The 15,780-nt window shown below is 71.1% G+C and carries 17 protein-coding genes and 1 tRNA gene; 11 read left to right on the top strand and 7 right to left on the bottom strand.

The genetic code is table 11. The features are described from left to right. The first annotated feature begins 8 nt into the window (after positions 1 to 8). Entirely contained in the window at positions 9 to 941 is a 933-nt protein-coding gene (locus AC5L3X_RS34940; protein WP_494862769.1) for an SPFH domain-containing protein, read from the top strand. 3 nt (positions 942 to 944) lie between these two features. On the opposite strand, the gene AC5L3X_RS34935 is transcribed toward AC5L3X_RS34940, so the two are convergent. Next, positions 945 to 2,231, bottom strand: a complete 1,287-nt coding sequence (locus AC5L3X_RS34935) for an MFS transporter (protein ID WP_494862767.1) — start codon at positions 2,229 to 2,231, stop codon at positions 945 to 947. Positions 2,232 to 2,428: 197 nt separating this feature from the next. On the opposite strand from AC5L3X_RS34935, the gene AC5L3X_RS34930 reads away from it, so the two are divergent. Together AC5L3X_RS34930 and AC5L3X_RS34925 are read left to right on the top strand one after the other, a co-directional pair. Beyond that, positions 2,429 to 3,196 carry a sirohydrochlorin chelatase gene (locus AC5L3X_RS34930; protein WP_225264154.1) on the top strand — a complete coding sequence of 256 codons (768 nt, stop codon included), beginning with the start codon at positions 2,429 to 2,431 and terminating at the stop codon, positions 3,194 to 3,196. Between the two features lie 43 nt (positions 3,197 to 3,239). Next, on the top strand, positions 3,240 to 3,788 hold the full coding sequence (locus AC5L3X_RS34925; RefSeq protein ID WP_494862765.1) for a GNAT family N-acetyltransferase: 549 nt from the start codon (positions 3,240 to 3,242) through the stop codon (positions 3,786 to 3,788). A 43-nt stretch (positions 3,789 to 3,831) separates the two neighbouring features. On the opposite strand, the gene AC5L3X_RS34920 is transcribed toward AC5L3X_RS34925, so the two are convergent. After that, positions 3,832 to 4,119, bottom strand: coding sequence for a DUF1540 domain-containing protein (locus AC5L3X_RS34920; RefSeq protein WP_494862763.1), 288 nt, complete (start codon positions 4,117 to 4,119; stop codon positions 3,832 to 3,834). 225 nt (positions 4,120 to 4,344) lie between these two features. On the opposite strand from AC5L3X_RS34920, the gene AC5L3X_RS34915 reads away from it, so the two are divergent. The 3 genes from AC5L3X_RS34915 (at position 4,345) to AC5L3X_RS34905 (ending at position 5,953) form a co-directional block, all read left to right on the top strand. After that, a complete protein-coding gene (locus AC5L3X_RS34915) occupies positions 4,345 to 4,800 on the top strand; it encodes a hypothetical protein (protein WP_494862761.1) in 456 nt (151 codons plus the stop codon). Positions 4,801 to 4,894: 94 nt separating this feature from the next. Next, positions 4,895 to 5,299, top strand: coding sequence for a nitroreductase family deazaflavin-dependent oxidoreductase (locus tag AC5L3X_RS34910; protein WP_189128244.1), 405 nt, complete (start codon positions 4,895 to 4,897; stop codon positions 5,297 to 5,299). Positions 5,300 to 5,482: 183 nt separating this feature from the next. After that, positions 5,483 to 5,953, top strand: coding sequence for an OsmC family protein (locus tag AC5L3X_RS34905; RefSeq protein ID WP_494862759.1), 471 nt, complete (start codon positions 5,483 to 5,485; stop codon positions 5,951 to 5,953). A gap of 16 nt (positions 5,954 to 5,969) precedes the next feature. Here the strand turns inward: AC5L3X_RS34905 and AC5L3X_RS34900 are convergent, their stop codons facing one another. Then, a complete protein-coding gene (locus AC5L3X_RS34900) occupies positions 5,970 to 7,448 on the bottom strand; it encodes an Nramp family divalent metal transporter (protein WP_494862757.1) in 1,479 nt (492 codons plus the stop codon). A gap of 101 nt (positions 7,449 to 7,549) precedes the next feature. Here AC5L3X_RS34900 and AC5L3X_RS34895 point away from each other — a divergent pair, with 101 nt between their 5' ends. Continuing rightward, entirely contained in the window at positions 7,550 to 7,918 is a 369-nt protein-coding gene (locus AC5L3X_RS34895) for a PH domain-containing protein (RefSeq protein WP_189128247.1), read from the top strand. A 64-nt stretch (positions 7,919 to 7,982) separates the two neighbouring features. Further along, positions 7,983 to 9,260, top strand: a complete 1,278-nt coding sequence (locus tag AC5L3X_RS34890; protein ID WP_494862756.1) for a hypothetical protein — start codon at positions 7,983 to 7,985, stop codon at positions 9,258 to 9,260. Here AC5L3X_RS34890 and glgA read toward each other — a convergent pair. Next, positions 9,229 to 10,428 (bottom strand): glycogen synthase, encoded by a 1,200-nt coding sequence (gene glgA, locus AC5L3X_RS34885; RefSeq protein WP_494862754.1) that lies wholly within the window; start codon positions 10,426 to 10,428, stop codon positions 9,229 to 9,231. The genes AC5L3X_RS34890 and glgA overlap by 32 nt on opposite strands. 188 nt (positions 10,429 to 10,616) lie before the next feature. On the opposite strand from glgA, the gene glgC reads away from it, so the two are divergent. After that, complete coding sequence (glgC, locus tag AC5L3X_RS34880) at positions 10,617 to 11,852, top strand: glucose-1-phosphate adenylyltransferase (RefSeq protein ID WP_189128250.1); 1,236 nt, start codon at positions 10,617 to 10,619, stop codon at positions 11,850 to 11,852. Here glgC and AC5L3X_RS34875 read toward each other — a convergent pair. Then, positions 11,821 to 12,402 (bottom strand): TetR/AcrR family transcriptional regulator, encoded by a 582-nt coding sequence (locus AC5L3X_RS34875; protein WP_494862753.1) that lies wholly within the window; start codon positions 12,400 to 12,402, stop codon positions 11,821 to 11,823. The two genes, glgC and AC5L3X_RS34875, sit on opposite strands and share 32 nt — an antisense overlap. 85 nt (positions 12,403 to 12,487) lie before the next feature. On the opposite strand from AC5L3X_RS34875, the gene AC5L3X_RS34870 reads away from it, so the two are divergent. Both AC5L3X_RS34870 and AC5L3X_RS34865 read left to right on the top strand, forming a co-directional pair. Continuing rightward, positions 12,488 to 13,669: an alpha/beta hydrolase family protein gene (locus tag AC5L3X_RS34870; RefSeq protein ID WP_494862752.1), complete on the top strand. Its 1,182-nt coding sequence runs from the start codon at positions 12,488 to 12,490 to the stop codon at positions 13,667 to 13,669. Beyond that, positions 13,666 to 14,316, top strand: coding sequence for a VC0807 family protein (locus tag AC5L3X_RS34865; protein WP_494862751.1), 651 nt, complete (start codon positions 13,666 to 13,668; stop codon positions 14,314 to 14,316). Before AC5L3X_RS34870 ends, AC5L3X_RS34865 begins: the two co-directional genes overlap by 4 nt. Before the next feature lie 179 nt (positions 14,317 to 14,495). Here AC5L3X_RS34865 and AC5L3X_RS34860 read toward each other — a convergent pair. Next, positions 14,496 to 14,569, bottom strand: a tRNA-Leu gene (locus AC5L3X_RS34860). A 241-nt stretch (positions 14,570 to 14,810) separates the two neighbouring features. Next, positions 14,811 to 15,770 (bottom strand): tripartite tricarboxylate transporter substrate-binding protein, encoded by a 960-nt coding sequence (locus AC5L3X_RS34855; RefSeq protein WP_494862749.1) that lies wholly within the window; start codon positions 15,768 to 15,770, stop codon positions 14,811 to 14,813. Between the last annotated feature and the right edge of the window lie 10 nt (positions 15,771 to 15,780).

Below are 15,780 nucleotides of genomic sequence, written 5' to 3'. Positions count from 1 at the left end.
GGTCCCCTGTGAGAATCGCCCTGCTCGTCCTCGCCGCGCTCGTCACGATCCCTCTGCTCGTCGGAGGCGTCGCCGGTCTGGAGCGCACGGGAGGCGGCGAGGTCGCCGTGATCCGCGACGGCGGCCCGCTCGACGACAACAAGGTGCGCCAGGTCATCGCCCCGGGCTCCGGCCTGACCTGGACCGGCCTGTGGTCCTCGACCCACCTCTATCCCGCCCAGCAGCGCTTCTACACGATCACCGCCGACGCCAGGCGGGCCACCGCCCTCGGGGTGGACGTTGTGACGGTGCCCAGCAGCGACGGCGTCAACCTGGGCATCGAGGGCACCCTGTACTTCACGCTCAACCTCGACCACGAGACGTTGAAGACGTTCGACGACAGGTACGGCACCCGTACCTTCCGGTCGCAGGGCGACGACGCGCTCTATCCGTGGGACGGCGACGAGGGCTGGGCGGCGTTCTTCGGCCAGGCGGTGCGACCGGTCGTCGACAACGCGCTGCGCGGCCAGATCGGCGCCATGCGCTGCGGCGAGCTGGTCCCGTCGTGCGCGCTGCTGGAGAGCTCGTCGCTGAAGCCGAACGACAGCAACACCAACATCGTCAAGGTGCAGAGCGCGGTCAACGACTCGCTGGCCCGTGACCTCCCGCGGACACTGGGCGGCGACTTCCTCACCGGGCTGCGGTTCACCCTGGTCAAGGTGACGCTCCCGGCGGAGGTGCAGCGGGCGGTGGACCGGTCGCTGGCCGCGGGCGCGGCCGTCTCCGAGGCCCAGGCGAGGGTCGCCCAGGCTAGGGCGGAGGCGGACGCGAACCGGGCCCGGCAGGAGGGTTACGACAAGTGCCCCGCCTGCGCCGAGATCGAGAAGCTCAAGTCGCTGCCGCAGGGCATCACCGTGTACGCGCCGGGCAACCCGCGGTCGGTAGTGGTGCCGGCCCGCTGACGGTCAGGCCGAGACCTTCGGCGTGCTCCGGCGCCAGTCGCCCTTGTAGGCGAGCATCGAGAGCAGGAAGAGCGCCTGACCGCCCAGCGCCACCCACAGCCAGGCGCCCCAGCCGCCGGACTCGACGACCATCGGCGAGACCACCAGCAGCACCACGATCATGATCCGGACGACCATGCCCCAGATGCCCAGCGCGGCGCCCTGCAGGCGCGACTCCACGTCCTCGGCGTCCTCGGAGAAGTTCGCCATCCACGGCACGTAGGCGATGCCCAGGCAGAGGAAGAGCGCCGCGTAGACCACGGTGATGTGACCGGCGGAGACGTCCTGCCCGATCAGGCTGATGTAGTAGGCGAGCACCGCGATGGTGAGCGCGGTGCCCACGGCGGTGAACGGCTTGCGCAGCCGCAGCCGGTCGGACACGCGGCCCACGACGATGACGGCCACGGCGTTGACCACGATGCCGAGCGCCACGACGCCGTTGGCCGCGGCGGTCTCCATGCCGAACGCGCCGGCCAGGATCGTCTGCCCGAAGATCGCGAAAGTCCAGTAGAGCACCTGCCAGGCGGTGTTGCCGAACACGTGCGCCCACAGGTGGGGATGCCGGAACAGCTCCCTGACCTTGCCGGGGTCGATCTTCTCCTCGGCGGTCACCGCCGACTCGGCGTGCATGACCTGGGCCCGCAGCGCCGCGGACGGCTCGGCGATCTGCCAGATGATGACGCCGCACAGGGTCAGCGAGACGATGCCCATGATGATCGCCTGCGACTGCCAGGCGTTGCCGAACAGCGGCAGCGTCAGGGAGGCCAGCGCGGAGGCCAGGAAGGCCGCCCCGACCGGGCCCCAGGTCCAGAAGCCGAACGCCTGCGCCCGGCCCAGCCGGGGCGAGAAGTCCCGGACCAGCGACGCGGTGATCGTGATGCCGGCGCCCTCGATGAACAGCATCAGGCACCGGATCGCGAACAGCTCGCCGACCGAGTCCACGGTGGCGAGCAGGAAGTTGCAGGCCGCGGTGATCGTGAGCGTCGGCACCAGGATCGTGACGCGGCCCCAGCGGTCGGACAGGATGCCGCCGAACGCCGCCGACAACCCGCCGACCAGCACGGAGGCGGCCGCGATCTGCCCGTAGACCGTGAGCGACATGCTCAGGTCCTCCATCAGGAGCGGCAGGATCGTGGCGATCGTGGTCTCGAAGTTGGCCACCAGGCTCGCCAGCACGGCGATCGCCAGCAACCAGATGCGTCGCCGGCCCACCGGGTAGACGCTCAGCTCGCGGACATAGAACGGCTTCATTACCCATCCTTCTGGGGACGGAGCGTGACACTCGCTCTAGAACGCGTTTCTAGTTGATGTTGAGTTTGCCGTTCCGCACCGATAAGTCAACGACTCGGGGCATCACGATGTGATCTCGGCCACACCGGGAGCGTTGTGATTGAATCTCTGCCGAATCCTGGAACAAGACACCCTCAATAGGCATAAACTGCGCGCCTGTGAGCCTGCCTGTACGCGAACGTTCCCCCCGGCCGGGCGGTGGCCGGCACCGCCGTCCCGTGCCCACGTCCCTGCCGCCGGACGCCCCCCTTCTCGTCCTCGCGGCGCCGGGCAGCGCCTCCGGCGTGGCCGCCGAGATCGCGGCCGTCGTGCGCGTCGACAATCCGCATATCGAGGTGCGCCTGACCACGGTCGCCGACCTGGCCGACTCGCTGCCCGGCGACCGCGACGCCATCGTGGTGCCCCTGCTGACCTGGGATGATCCCGTCGTGCTGGCGGACATCGGCAAGGCCGTCGCCGCGAGCGGCTCCGGCGCCGTGGTCACCGAGGCGCTCGGCCCGCACCCCCTGCTCGCCGAGGCGCTGCACATCCGGCTGGCCGAACGCGGCCTGGCCCGGGCCGACCGGGTGCGCGTGCTCAACGTCGGCAGCCCGGTCGACGCGGTCATCCTCGGCACCGTCGGCGGGGCGCGGGCCGTGCAGGCCGTCCAGGCCACCGCCGTGCTGCTGGCCTCCAGACTCACCCTGCCCGTGGTCGCCGCCTCGCTGGACAGCGAGCCCGGCGTGCCGGTGGCCGCCCAGCGGCTGCGAGCGGCCGGCGCCGCCCGCCTGGCCATCGCCCCCTGCCTGATCGGGCACGAGGCCCCCGAGGACCTGGTCGAACGGGCCGCCGCCGGGGTCGACGCGGGGCACGCCGCGCCGCTCGGCGCGCACAGCGCGATCGCCGAACTTGTCGCGCGAGCTTACGGGAGTCAACTCGCGACTTGACAAGGGGTTGTAGAGATCACAAAAGTCGCGTTTACTTCTGCGCATGCGTCTCGTGCGGTGCGATGGTGTGCGGCTGGGACTGCGTGACGTCTCGGAGGCCGACGTGGCGGCACTGCACGCCATCTACGGCGATCCGGCGGCCACGCGGTACATGCCGTTCGAGCCGCTGACACCCGCTGAGGTCACGGCGCTGGTCGAGGAGGCCGGGCGCGCCGCCACCGCCGAGCCGCGCCTGCTGTACGTGCTCGCGGTGGTTGACGCCGACCACCGCGACGTGATCGGGGTGGCCCGCCTGCGCATCGAGGCCGACCAGCCGCACAGCGCCGAGATCGGCCTCGGCCTGCGGCCCGACCAGTGGGGCCGGGGCATGGGCACCGACCTGATCAAGCTGCTGCTGTCGTTCGGGTTCAAGCAGCTGGGGCTGCGCCGCATCTGGGGCGCCCGTGCGCCCGCCAACCTGCCCGCCCAGCTGGCCATGCTGACGGCGGGCATGATCGAGGAGGGGCTCGTCCCACGTCAGGTGCTCACGCCTGAAGGCTGGCGCGACTCCGTCGTCCACGCCGCCCTGAAGGACAGGTGGATCGACCGCTAGGCGATCTCCGGCGGGCGGCCGAGGCCTCCGGGAACTCCGGGGCTCAGACCGGCGCGTAGGTCTTGCAGTCGGCCCTGTTGCTCACGTAGCCCACCTCGATGCCGGGCGCCTGGCATTCGAACTGGCTGTTGTGCCGGCAGTCGGCCACCTTGCACGCCCCGACCCGTCCGACGGTGGAGGGATCGCCGCCCTTGGCGGACGCCGTGAAGAACGTGTCACAGTGCGCCTGCTGCGGCGCGTCGCCGACGGTGATGGCCGAGGCGTGGCAGACGCGCTCACGGTTGTAGACGCAGGCTTCCGCCTCACACTGGTTCACGACGGGCATCTTCATCGCGGGTCTCCTTCCGCGAGCCGCCACGGGATCGACGGGCTCTCCGGCCGGCGTGGGACGCTCGCGCCTCTCTCATACCGTCTCCGATCGGACCGTTAAGCCCATGAGAGTGCCAAAGCCTCACCGTCTCCGGCAGGGGCTCCCGCTTGACGACACGGTCCGGAGTCCCGTGGGATTGTCGGTGCCGCGCCCTACGATGAGCCTCCTCACGGAGGGATCTGTCACATGCTCGACTCGCTGATCGTGCCGTTGTTCGTCACCACGGATCTGCCGCCCGGCGCCGACCTCGCCGGGTTCGGCGAGCTGCTCGCGGAGACGGCGCGCACCCTCGACCATGACGGCGTGAGCTACGAGGCGTTCCTGGCCGGCAAGGTGTTCTGGCTAGACCGGCCGGTGATCCCCCGGCAGCGGCCCGTGGCCGACGCCGAGCTGCGGTTCGCGGCCATGCTCGGCTACCTCGCCGCCTCGGGGCCCGGCCACACGCCGGCCGGCGTGGTCGCCGACGTGCGACGGGCCGTCTCCGCCGCCGTCACCGCCCGCTACGGCGAGGTGGGCGCGGCCCCGGCGGTGTTCGCGATCCGCGACCGCGACGTCCGCGAGCGCACCCCCGGCGCCGCCCTCTACGTCGACACCCGTGACGCCACCCCCGACCTGGTCACGGCCGCCCGCTCCTACCTGTGACCCCGCCCCGCCATCCGGCGGACACCTGGCCGGCCCCCGTGCGGAGCCCGGCGATGATCGTGACATGACGCCGTCACCGGGTAGCCTCTCCGGCATGCTCTATGGCAAGGAACACGTCCAGCGTTACCAGCAGACCGACGGCCAGGAGGGGCACGACTGGAACAACACCACCGTCCTGCTCCTGACCACGAAAGGCCGCAACTCCGGCCGGTCCTACACCACGCCGCTCATCTACCAGCGGCACGGTGACGACCACGTCGTCGTGGCCTCCAAGGGTGGCGACCCCGACCACCCCGAGTGGTACAAGAACCTGCTGGCCGACCCCGAGGTCGAGGTGCAGGTGAAGGGCGAGAGGTTCACAGCCCGCGCCCGTACGGCCGGCCCGGAGGAGCGGCCGGAGCTGTGGCGGCTGATGAACGGCACCTGGCCCCACTACGACGCCTACCAGCAGAAGACCGATCGTGAGATCCCCGTCGTGGTGCTGGAGACCGTCGGCTGACCACCGAACCGTGGTGCTGGAGACCGTCGGCTGACCACCGAGGTCATGACGCTGGAGACCGTCCGCTGACCACCGGGGTCATGACGCTGGAGACCGTCCGCTGACCGGAGCCCCCGCCGAGCGAGCCCGCGCGGCGCGGGCCCCCGGTGATCGCCACGGGTCGCGATGCCCCAGGATGGTGGCATGAGCCGCGAACACCGCTATCACACCACCGTCACCTGGACCGGCAACCTCGGCGAGGGCACCTCCGGCTACCGGGCCTTCAGCCGTGACCACGAGGTGTCCGCCGAGGGCAAGCCGGCCGTGCACGGCTCCTCCGACCCGGCGTTCCGGGGCGACCCGGCCCGCTGGAACCCGGAGGAGTTGCTGGTCGCGTCAGTCTCGCAGTGCCACATGCTGTGGTATCTGCACCTGTGCGCGACCAACGGCATCGTGGTGACCTCCTACGTGGACGAGGCCGAGGGCACGATGGCCGAGGAGTCCGGGGGCGCCGGCCGCTTCACGTCGGTGACGCTGCGGCCGACGGTCACGATCGCCGCCCCCGAGGTGCACGACAAGGCCGTCGAGCTGCACCACGAGGCCAACCGGATGTGCTTCGTCGCCAACTCGGTCAACTTCCCCGTGCGTCACGAGCCGCGGATCCTGCACGCCTGAGCGCCGGAACCGAACGCTAGAACGTCACCAGCGGGTCGCCGACGAAGTCCGCGATGAAGTTGACGAAGAAGAAGCCGAAGAACAGGAAGTTGAGGATCAGGATCACGTAGTGCCACGGGCGGGGCCGGGCCGGGCGCGGGAGCTTGCTGTTGAGGTAGATGAGCAGGAAGGGGTAGATCAGCGCGCCCAGGTTCGACATGTTGGCCGACCACTCCACGAGCCCGACCGGCAGCGAGAAGTGGATGATGATCGAGATCACGATCAGCAGGACGATCATGAACGGGTAGTAGAAGCGGCGCGGGTCGCCCTCCACCAGGGCGCGTAACCGGGGGCTGGTGGCGTGCGCGGCGTCGGTCGTCACCCTGACCATGGCCTCGAAGATGCCGAGCTGGGTGGAGAAGAGCACCAGCACGCCGAGGACGAGCGCCACGTAGAACATGACCTGGCCGTACTCGTCGCCGAGCGCGGCGGCCACGAAGGTGGGGACGTTGGCCCGCGTCGGCCGCTCCCCCGACATGGCCACGGCCTGCGACATGAGCAGCGTGGGCAGCAGCATGCCGAGGATCGCGCCGACGAAGAACACTCCCCACATGTCGACCATGAGCAGCCGATACCACCGGCGCCACATGCTCCGGTTGCGCTCGTCGTCCGGGAACGTCACTCCGCTGGCCAGGATCTCGGTGCGCTCGCCGCGCAGGCCCGAGATGTATCCGGCCCGGAAGCCCATGCCGTAGCCCTTGTCGCGGTAGTGGCCCATGACGTACCAGTTGAGGCCGGAGGCCAGCGCGGTGAAGCCGGCCAGCCCGCCGAGCTGGGTGGCGGTGATCCCGCTCGGCGGCGCGGCCGGGGTGACGAACCCGCGGATGCCCTCCCACCATTGGCTGAGCGGCACCACGAACAGGCAGATGCCGAGCAGGGCGATCAGGATGGCGCCGACCATCACCCAGTTGGCCAGTTCCAGCGCCCGGCTGATCCGGCGCGCCGAGGCGGTGATCAGGAAGACCAGCACGAGCAGCGCGATGGCCCACAGCCGGGGCTCCTCGGCGCCCACGGGCGGGGGCTCGCCATGGAACAGGGCGTACACGCCCTGACCGGCGGAGGCGGCCCAGCCTCCCGCGATGAACGCGAAGATCACGACGAGCACCGAGAGCGGGATCCAGAGCTTCCACCCCGGGGGCACCCGTCCCCAGCCGACGACCGGCGTCTCGCCGGTGGCGAGCACGTAGCGGGAGCATTCCACATTGTAGAACGTCTGGAGCAGGGCGGACACCAGGATGACCCAGCCGACCCCGACGAAGCCGTACTGGCCGACGCTGAGCGGGCCGAGCAGCCATTCGCCGCTGCCGATCGAGATGCCGAGCGCGATCAGGCTCGGGCCGACGGCGTACTTGAACAGCTCCTTGGGGCCGATCCTGGAGACCTTGAACACCTCTTCGGGCGAGGGCAGGTCGGTGACGGTGAGATCCGGGCGACTGACTCCGAGCGGATGCGACATCTCAGGCCTCCTGCCGTTCAGGGTGATCCCCTATCCAGTCGGCTACAAGACCCAAATGCCGCGCATGGAACGCCACGCCCCGTCCTGCTCGTTCTCCTGGCATGGCTGACATCCCCTACGACCGGAAAGAACAGCTCAAGCAGATCGAGAGCGGGTTGCTCCAGGGCGAGCGGATCCTCGCCGTGTACGACGCGATCGGGGCGGGCACGGGCTTCCTCGGACTGACCGATCGACGGGTCATCGTGCAGGACAAGTCGTTCGTGGGCAAGCGGATCGCGCTCACCAGCATCCCCTACGGCAAGATCTCCGCGGTGAGCGTGGTGAGCAACAAGTCGTTCGCCGGCGGCTTCTTCTCGTCGGGTTCCATCGCCGTCCATGTCGGGACGCACACGTACGAGGTGGATTTCCGAGGCGACAACAAGGCCCACCACGTACATAACGTGATCCTTCACTACATTTCGCAGACCTAGTGGATCTTCCGCCGACCTGAGCGGCAGAAGACGCCGGGGCCACGCTGGCCTATCGTGCGGGAGCATGAGATCTCTCGGGGAGGCCGGCGGGCCGCGCGCGGCCCGAAGGCTGGGAGCGGCCACGGCCGTGATCGCGTTGGCGGCCGCCTGCGTCCAGCCGCCCGCGCGGACCCCGGCCGCATCCACGTCCCCGTCCACGCCGGGCACCTCGCCCACGGGGACCGCCGGATCGCTGACGCCCGTGCCCGTGCCGGGCCCGACGCTGCCGCCGCTCGCCGCCCGGCCGGCCCGCTGCGTCCAGCCACCGGCCCGCGCCGACCGGCTGCGCGCCAGGCCGGTCAGGACGACCTGGCGCGCGGTCTCCACCGACCGGGACCACGGCGGCTTCGGCGACCTCGCCGTGGGCGGCGACGGCGCGGTCTGGACGACCCACTTCACCCAGCGCGCGAGCGGCGGGACCGTCGAGACGGCGTTCGCCGGGCTGCGCCGCTGGGACGGCGCCCGGTGGCGGGCCTACCCCCTGCCGGACGTGCGCGTGACCGCGCTGGGCGCGACCTCGGCCGAGCAGGCCTGGGTGTTCGGGCTGGCGGACGGCCAGGCCGGGCTGGTGGGCGGCCTCCAGCACGGCACGTTCGTCTCGTCGCCGCTCACCGGCCGGTCCGCCGGCACGATCGGCACCGGTGGCACCGCCGCCCGGGGCGCGTGGGCGGTCAACGGCACGGAGGCGCTGTCCTGGGACGGCTCCGCCTGGCGGGCGCACGAGCTGCCCGCGCCGGCGGGCGCCGTGGGCGGCGGGGACACGGACGTGTGGACGGTCAGCGGCCCGCTGCGGGAGGCGGGCCCGGCCGCCCGGTGGAACGGCTCCGCCTGGCAGCGCGTCGGCGTGCCCGAGCTGGGCCTGCCGCCCGCGGCCGAGTCGCCCCGGATCCACCTCAACGACGTGGCCGTGCTCGGCCCGCGCGACGTGTGGGCGGTCGGCGGGGTGTCGTGGCTGGTGCCGGGCAGGTTCGACGAGCAGAACGAGCCGCTCGAACGCCACCGGCCGGTCGCCCTGCACTGGGACGGCCACGGGTGGCGGTGCGACTGGGGCTCGCTCGGCAGCACGTTCGCGCAGGCGGAGCCCGACGGCCGGGGCGGCCTGTGGGTGCTCGACTCGACGGGCTCACGGCTGCTGCGTCACTCCGGCGGCCGGTGGACCAGCCAGCGGCTGGCCGGCCAGGTCACCGCGCTCGCCTGGCGCCCCGGCACCACCGAGGTCTACGCGGCCGGCGCTGTGGGGGACGCCGTGGAGGGTGCCGTGGGGGGCGAGCTCACCCGGGCGACCCTGTGGCGGAGCCGGTGAGCGAGGTGTAGAGGTCGAGGGTGCGCCGCGCGATGCGCTCCCAGGAGAAGTGCTCGACGGCCCTGGCCCGGCCCGCCTCGCCCATGGCGCGGGCCCGAGCCGGGTCGCCCAGCAGCGTGTTGACCCGTTCGGCGAGGTCGGCGGCGAACCGGGCCGGATCGTGCGGGCTGCCGTCGGCTCCCTGGTCGATCGGCACCAGCAGCCCCGTCTCACCGTCGGCCACCACCTCGGGGATGCCGCCGGTCGCCGTGGCCACCACGGCCGTCTCGCAGGCCATCGCCTCCAGGTTGACGATGCCCATCGGCTCGTAGACCGAGGGACACACGAACACCGTCGCGTGCGTGAGCAACTGGATCACCTCGGGCTTGGGCAGCATCTCGGAGATCCACACCACGCCCTCGCGCCGCTGGCCGAGGTCACGGACGAGCTCGGTCACCTCGGCCGCGATCTCCGGTGTGTCGGGCGCGCCGGCGCAGAGCACGAGCTGCGCGCCGGGGGCGAACTCCCGCGCCGCGTGCAGGAGGTGGATCAGCCCCTTCTGCCGGGTGATCCGGCCGACGAACACGACGTACGGGACGCGCGGGTCGACGCCGTGTTTGTTCAGGACGTCGTCGCCCCGATCGGGGGCGTATTCGGTGGTGTCGATGCCGTTGTGGATCACGCTCACCCGGCCGGGCGGGATCTCGGGATAGGCGGCGAGCACGTCGCGCCGCATGCCCTCCGACACGGCGATCACCGCGTCGGCCGCGGCGAGCGCGGCGCGCTCGGCCCAGGACGAGAGCGTGTAGCCGCCGCCCAGTTGCTCGGCCTTCCACGGGCGCAGCGGTTCGAGGCTGTGCGTGGTGACGACGTGCGGGATGCCGTACAGCATCTTCGCGACATGTCCGGCGAAATTGGCGTACCAGGTGTGCGAGTGCACCAGGTCGGCGCCTTCGCAGGCGGCGGCCATCTCCAGGTCCACCCCGAGCACCTGCAGCGCGGCGTTGGCCGGCTCCAGCGCGGCGGGCACCCGGTAGGCGGCGACGCCGGGCTCGTCGCGGTCGGCCCCGAAGCACCGCACCCGGACGTCGGCCAGCCGCCGTAGCTCCCGGGCGAGGTACTCGAGATGGACGCCGGCCCCGCCGTACACCTCGGGTGGGTACTCCCGGCTGAGCAGATCAACACGCATGAGACGACCTTACGAGCTACCCGGGTGCCCGAGCACACCGACAAGCCGGTAAATATCCACCCCGCAGGACGGGTGGCGCGGGGCGCGTGGCCGCTCACCAGGGCCGCCTGCCCGGAGCGGCCGCCCAAGAAGAGAGCCAGTGCGGGGTTTCGTCGATAGATCGGCGATTTGGGGGTAGCGTCCTGGACATGAGGTCCCGGAGGGTGCTTGCGGTCGTGCTGGCTGGTGGAGAGGGCAAGAGGCTCATGCCTCTCACGGCGGACCGGGCCAAACCGGCCGTGCCGTTCGGGGGGATGTACCGGCTCATCGACTTCGTGCTGTCCAACCTCGCCAACGGCGGTTTCCTGCAGATCGTCGTGCTGACCCAGTACAAGAACCACAGCCTCGACCGGCACGTCTCACGCACCTGGCGGCTGTCGGCGATGCTCGGCAACTATGTGACGCCGGTGCCCGCGCAGCAGCGCCTGGGCCCGCGCTGGTTCTCCGGCTCGGCCGACGCCCTGTTCCAGAACCTCAACCTGATCTATGACGAGATGCCCGATCACGTGATCGTGTTCGGCGCCGACCACATCTACCGGATGGATCCCCGGCAGATGCTCGAACAGCACGAGGACTCGGGCGCCGACGTGACGGTGGCCGCGATCAGGCAGCCGCTGTCGCTGGCCGACCAGTTCGGCGTGATCGAGACCGACCCACAGGGGCGCCGCATCGTGGCGTTCCGGGAGAAGCCCAAGGACGCGGTCGGCCTCGCCGACTCCCCCGACGAGGTGTTCGCCTCGATGGGCAACTACGTGTTCAAGACCCAGTCCATGATCGACGCGTTGCGTGAGGACGCCCTCGACCCCACCAGCAAGCACGACCTGGGCGGCAACATCATCCCCATGCTGGTCAAGTCGGGCGGAGCCGACGTGTACGACTTCGCCCACAACGTGGTGCCCGGCTCGACCGAGCGCGACCGGGGCTACTGGCGCGACGTGGGCACGCTCGACGCCTACTACGAGGCCCACATGGACCTCATCTCGGCGCACCCGATCTTCAACCTCTACAACGACAAGTGGCCGATCCACACCGGTCACGACCCGCTGCCGCCCGCCAAGTTCGTGCACAACGACGGCGACCGGGTGGGCCGGGCGATCGACTCCCTCGTCTCCCCCGGCGTGATCGTCTCGGGCGGCACGGCCTTGCGGTCGATCCTGTCGCCGAAGGTGGTGCTGCACTCCCACTCGCTGGTCGAGGACTCGGTGCTGATGGAGAACGTCAAGATCGGCCGGGGCGCGGTGGTGCGCAAGGCCATCATCGACAAGAACGTGGTGATCCCCGACGGCGCCCGCATCGGCTTCGACCTCGACTACGACCGCACCCGCTTCGCGGTGACCCGGGAGGGCGTCGTGGTCATCGGGAAGAACGAGATCGTGGACCGCTGACCGGCAGGCTGAGCAGCCGCCCGACAAGCGACCTCGCGTGCTCGGTCCCGACCGGGCGGCTGAAGAAGATGGCGTGATAGTAGATCGGCGCGATCACCACCTCCAGCAACTCCAGCAGGGTCGGCGGTCGCTCTCCCCGCTCCACCGCCCGGTCCAGCATCACCTGCATCTGTGCCGCCCGGTCCGCCATGTAGACCGGCGGGTCGTCGGCCCGGGTGCCCACCTGCGCGGCCCGCACGTACATAACGCCCAAGGGCCCGGCCACGTCCTCGGCCAGCCGCATCGCGTAGGCCTCCAGGTCACCTTGGAGCGACCCGGTATCGGGCATCGGCGAGGCCCGCGAGAGCCGCTCGGTCACCACGTCGTCGATCAGCGCGCTCAGCGTGCCCCAGCGCCGGTAGACGGTCGCCTGGTGCACGCCTGATCGTTCGGCTATCGCGGCGATGCTCAGACTGTCCCAGTCGGACTCGCCCAGCAGGCCCGTCACAGCCTCGTGCACCGCCGTACGGACTCTCGCGCTGCGGCCACCCGGCCTGCGTGCAGGTTGCATGCCGCCATCTTAACGCGAACCATCTTGCGTTAAGCCCGTCCATGGCCTACCTTGAAGCGAAATTCTTCGCATTAAGGATGCCTCAGTGCGCCCGATCATCTTCGAGAACGACCCCACGTTCTGGTACGAAACACTCCGCTCGTTCGGTCACATCGCGTACGGTGGCGCCGATTTCGGCGAGGTGCTGACCACCTCGCAACGGATCACCGAAGGCGACTACGACAGCTGGCACGACGAGTGGCTGGCCACGGCCGACCGGGTGGCCGCCGAGGCGGCCGGCTCCCTGGCGGCCGGGCACCGGGTGAGCGCCCGGGACGGGTTCCTGCGCGCCTCCAACTACTACCGTGTCGCGGAGTTCTTCCTGCACGGCGACCCGGCGGACCCACGCATCGACGCCGCCTACACCGGGCAGGTGACCTGCTTCCGCGCCTTCGCCGACCTGTCGGGCATCGAGCGGGCCGAGATCCCCTACGAAGGCACCACGCTGCCCGGCTACCTCTACCGGGGCACCGGTGGCGCGACGGTCGTCATGCACAACGGCTTCGACGGCAGCGCCGAAGAGTGCCACTTCTTCGCCGCGGCCGCGCTGTGGGAGCGGGGCTTCAACGTGCTCACCTTCGACGGTCCCGGACAGCCGGGCGGCCTGCGCGAGGGGCTGGTGTTCAGGCCCGACTGGGAACACGTGGTCGGCCCGGTGCTCGACTTCCTGCTCGCCGAGCCGTACGTGCACGATTCACGCGTGGCGCTGCTGGGCGTCAGCATGGGCGGGATGCTCGCGCCCCGCGCGACCGCCTTCGACCCGAGGATCAAGGCGCTGATCGCATTCGACGGCGTCTACGACATGGGACACACCGTCGCCGCGCGCTTCGGCGGGGACCGGTCCGCCGCGGCTCAGGCGCTCAGCCGTCCGGAGGCGGACGAGCAGTTGAGCGCGCTGATGGAGCACGACCCCACCATGCGGTGGGCGTTCACCCACGGCACCTGGGCCTTCGGCGCGCCCTCACCCCGCGGCTACCTCACCTCGCTGCTCGATTATCACCTGGGCGACGGCGTCGCCGAGCGGATCACCTGCCCGACCCTCGTCTGCTCCGCCTCCGGCGACTTCGCCTTCCAGGGCCAGCCCGAGGCGCTCTACGAACACCTGACCTGCGACAAGACTCTGATCGAATTCACCGAGGCGGAGGGCGCCGACGCCCACTGCCAGTCGGGCGCCCAGCGCCTGGCCCTGGCCCGCATCTCCGACTGGCTGGAAAGGATCTTCGCATGAACCGCTCCGTGCTGAACGTACTGCTGTGGGACGTGCTCCCCTCGGTCGCCACCTACTACCTGTTGCGCATGCTGCGTATCGACGAGTACGCCGCCCTCCTCGCGGCGGCGTCCGCGGGGATGCTGCGGGTCGGCTACGTCGGCATCCGGGAGCGCAGGCTGGACGGCTTCGCCGCCTTCATGTGCCTGATCTTCGGCCTCGGCCTGATCCTCTCGTTCGTCACCGGCGACGAGCGCCTGTTACTCGCCGTCAAGTCAGTCACGACCGCCGTCGTCGCCCTCGTCTTCGCCGGCACCTGCCTCACCGGCCGCCCGGCGGCCTTCGGCATGGCCAAGCGCTTCGGCGCGGAGGACTCTCGGACGGCCGCCCGCTGGGAAGCGCTCTACCAGGCCGAGCCCGGCTTCCGCCGGGTGTACGTGGTCATGACCCTCACCTGGGCCGCGGCCCTGCTGGTCGAGTCGGCACTGCGCATCCCCCTCGTCTACCTGCTGCCCGTGGACGTCATGACGGGCCTGTCCGCGCTGCTGCTCATCGGCACCGTACTCCTCCTCGGCGGGTGGAGCGCCTGGTACGGCAAGCGCGGCGAACTCGCCCACCGGCAGACCATGACGGCACAGGGCCGATCACTGTCCGCGCACGAGGGCTGACGGAAGCCGGAACGGCGCGCTTCAGTACTGCTTGTCGTCCCGCGCGCCCTCGCGACAACGCCCTGGACACCGGCCACGGGGCGAGCGCCCACCAGGAGAGCGAGGCGGCGGTCGGCCGGCTGCTGGCGGCCAGGGCGCGGCGGGTGTGCGCGTCGTCCAGGTCTGAGCGCGTCCGAGGGTGCCGCCCCGGGGATTCGAACCCCGAACCTCCACATCCTGAATGTGGCGCCTCTGCCAGTTGGGCCAGAGCGGCGTGGGCCCCGGGCCGGCTGGCGTGGGCCGGACCCGGAACGAAGGACCGGATCCAGCCAGGGGGCGCCATTCCCGCCGGTCAGACCGTGGTCCGCGGCCTTGATCGCTCAGGGCCGTCATGCTGCATGTCCTCAACGGTAACCGGGTGATCATCGGCCACGCCACGCATTTACCGCCGTGGCCGGGCCTCAGCCGAACGTGGCGGGACGGCTGGGCCACGGGACCCCGCGCGGCACCCGCCGTCAGTGGCCGTTTCCGCAACTCCCCCAGCACGTCGTGCCCGGCGTGTTGACGAGGCCGAGATCGCGGAGCACCGCCTTGGTCCGGCCGACCTCGGAGCCGAGCCACACCGTGAAGTCGTCACCCGCCAGCGGGATGGAGCTCCATCCCCGGACGCGGCAGGTGGTCTGCCAGGCCGCCGAATCGGCGACCGTCTCGCACAGGTCGAGGGCCGAGGCGCGGCTCTCCTCGGTCATGCCGGTCGGCCCGACCGCCGCGCACCAGTCGGCGAAGTCGACGCGCACCCCCGACTCCAGCAGGCTCGGCGCGTCGATGCCCTCGACCCGGCGGGCGCTGGACACGGCCAGCGGCCTGACCAGCCCCATGCGGATGCTGCCGCGCCAGTCGGGGAGCGTGCCGGCGGCGGCCGCGGCCCGGCCGCCGAGCAGCGCGGTGGCCGCCCCGACGGCACTGGGATAGCCGGTGTAGTCGACCCGGCGGGTGTCGGCGCCCAGCCCCCGCGCGATCAGCCCGAACAGCAGGTGGTCGGGCTCTCCCTGAGGCCCGCCGGCGAGCAGCGTCTGCTCGGGCCGGGCCAGCAGGTGGGCGCCGAACTCGTCGAAGTCCTTGAACCGCGAGTTGGCGGGCACGACCACCACCTCGACGTCGCCGACCAGCCTGGCCAGCGGGGTCGTGGTGTCGAGCAGGCCGGGCCGGCCGTTCAGCTCGGCGGCTGCCAGGACGGACAGCCCGGTGACGGTGATGGGGGTGGCCGCTCCGGGCCCGCCCGGCCGGGCCGACACCGTGAATCCGGCCCGGCCGCCGGCCCGCACGAGCGCCTGGACGACGCCCTCCAGCCGGTCGGTGGCCGCCGTGACGGAGAACGGCTGCCGCGGCCTCGCGGGCACGCCGCGCTCGGTGCCGCACCCCGCCGCGCACGCCGCGACGCCGAGTCCCAGCGCGAAGAAGTGCCGTCGGCGCATGACGTGCCTC

Source organism: Nonomuraea sp. CX421 (assembly GCF_059358955.1).
This window is presented reverse-complemented; position numbering and strand designations above follow the sequence as displayed.

What these genes read in the sequence shown, in the direction of transcription:
- AC5L3X_RS34910 (WP_189128244.1), top strand. Translation starts at nt 4,895, where the DNA reads ATGCTCTATGGCAAGGAACACGTCCAGCGTTACCAGCAGACCGACGGC.
- AC5L3X_RS34895 (WP_189128247.1), top strand. Translation starts at nt 7,550, where the DNA reads ATGGCTGACATCCCCTACGACCGGAAAGAACAGCTCAAGCAGATCGAG.
- AC5L3X_RS34855 (WP_494862749.1), bottom strand. Translation starts at nt 15,770, where the DNA reads ATGCGCCGACGGCACTTCTTCGCGCTGGGACTCGGCGTCGCGGCGTGC.
- glgC (WP_189128250.1), top strand. Translation starts at nt 10,617, where the DNA reads ATGAGGTCCCGGAGGGTGCTTGCGGTCGTGCTGGCTGGTGGAGAGGGC.
- AC5L3X_RS34905 (WP_494862759.1), top strand. Translation starts at nt 5,483, where the DNA reads ATGAGCCGCGAACACCGCTATCACACCACCGTCACCTGGACCGGCAAC.
- glgA (WP_494862754.1), bottom strand. Translation starts at nt 10,428, where the DNA reads ATGCGTGTTGATCTGCTCAGCCGGGAGTACCCACCCGAGGTGTACGGC.
- AC5L3X_RS34920 (WP_494862763.1), bottom strand. Translation starts at nt 4,119, where the DNA reads ATGAAGATGCCCGTCGTGAACCAGTGTGAGGCGGAAGCCTGCGTCTAC.
- AC5L3X_RS34915 (WP_494862761.1), top strand. Translation starts at nt 4,345, where the DNA reads ATGCTCGACTCGCTGATCGTGCCGTTGTTCGTCACCACGGATCTGCCG.
- AC5L3X_RS34890 (WP_494862756.1), top strand. Translation starts at nt 7,983, where the DNA reads ATGAGATCTCTCGGGGAGGCCGGCGGGCCGCGCGCGGCCCGAAGGCTG.
- AC5L3X_RS34875 (WP_494862753.1), bottom strand. Translation starts at nt 12,402, where the DNA reads ATGCAACCTGCACGCAGGCCGGGTGGCCGCAGCGCGAGAGTCCGTACG.
- AC5L3X_RS34900 (WP_494862757.1), bottom strand. Translation starts at nt 7,448, where the DNA reads ATGTCGCATCCGCTCGGAGTCAGTCGCCCGGATCTCACCGTCACCGAC.
- AC5L3X_RS34865 (WP_494862751.1), top strand. Translation starts at nt 13,666, where the DNA reads ATGAACCGCTCCGTGCTGAACGTACTGCTGTGGGACGTGCTCCCCTCG.
- AC5L3X_RS34935 (WP_494862767.1), bottom strand. Translation starts at nt 2,231, where the DNA reads ATGAAGCCGTTCTATGTCCGCGAGCTGAGCGTCTACCCGGTGGGCCGG.
- AC5L3X_RS34925 (WP_494862765.1), top strand. Translation starts at nt 3,240, where the DNA reads ATGCGTCTCGTGCGGTGCGATGGTGTGCGGCTGGGACTGCGTGACGTC.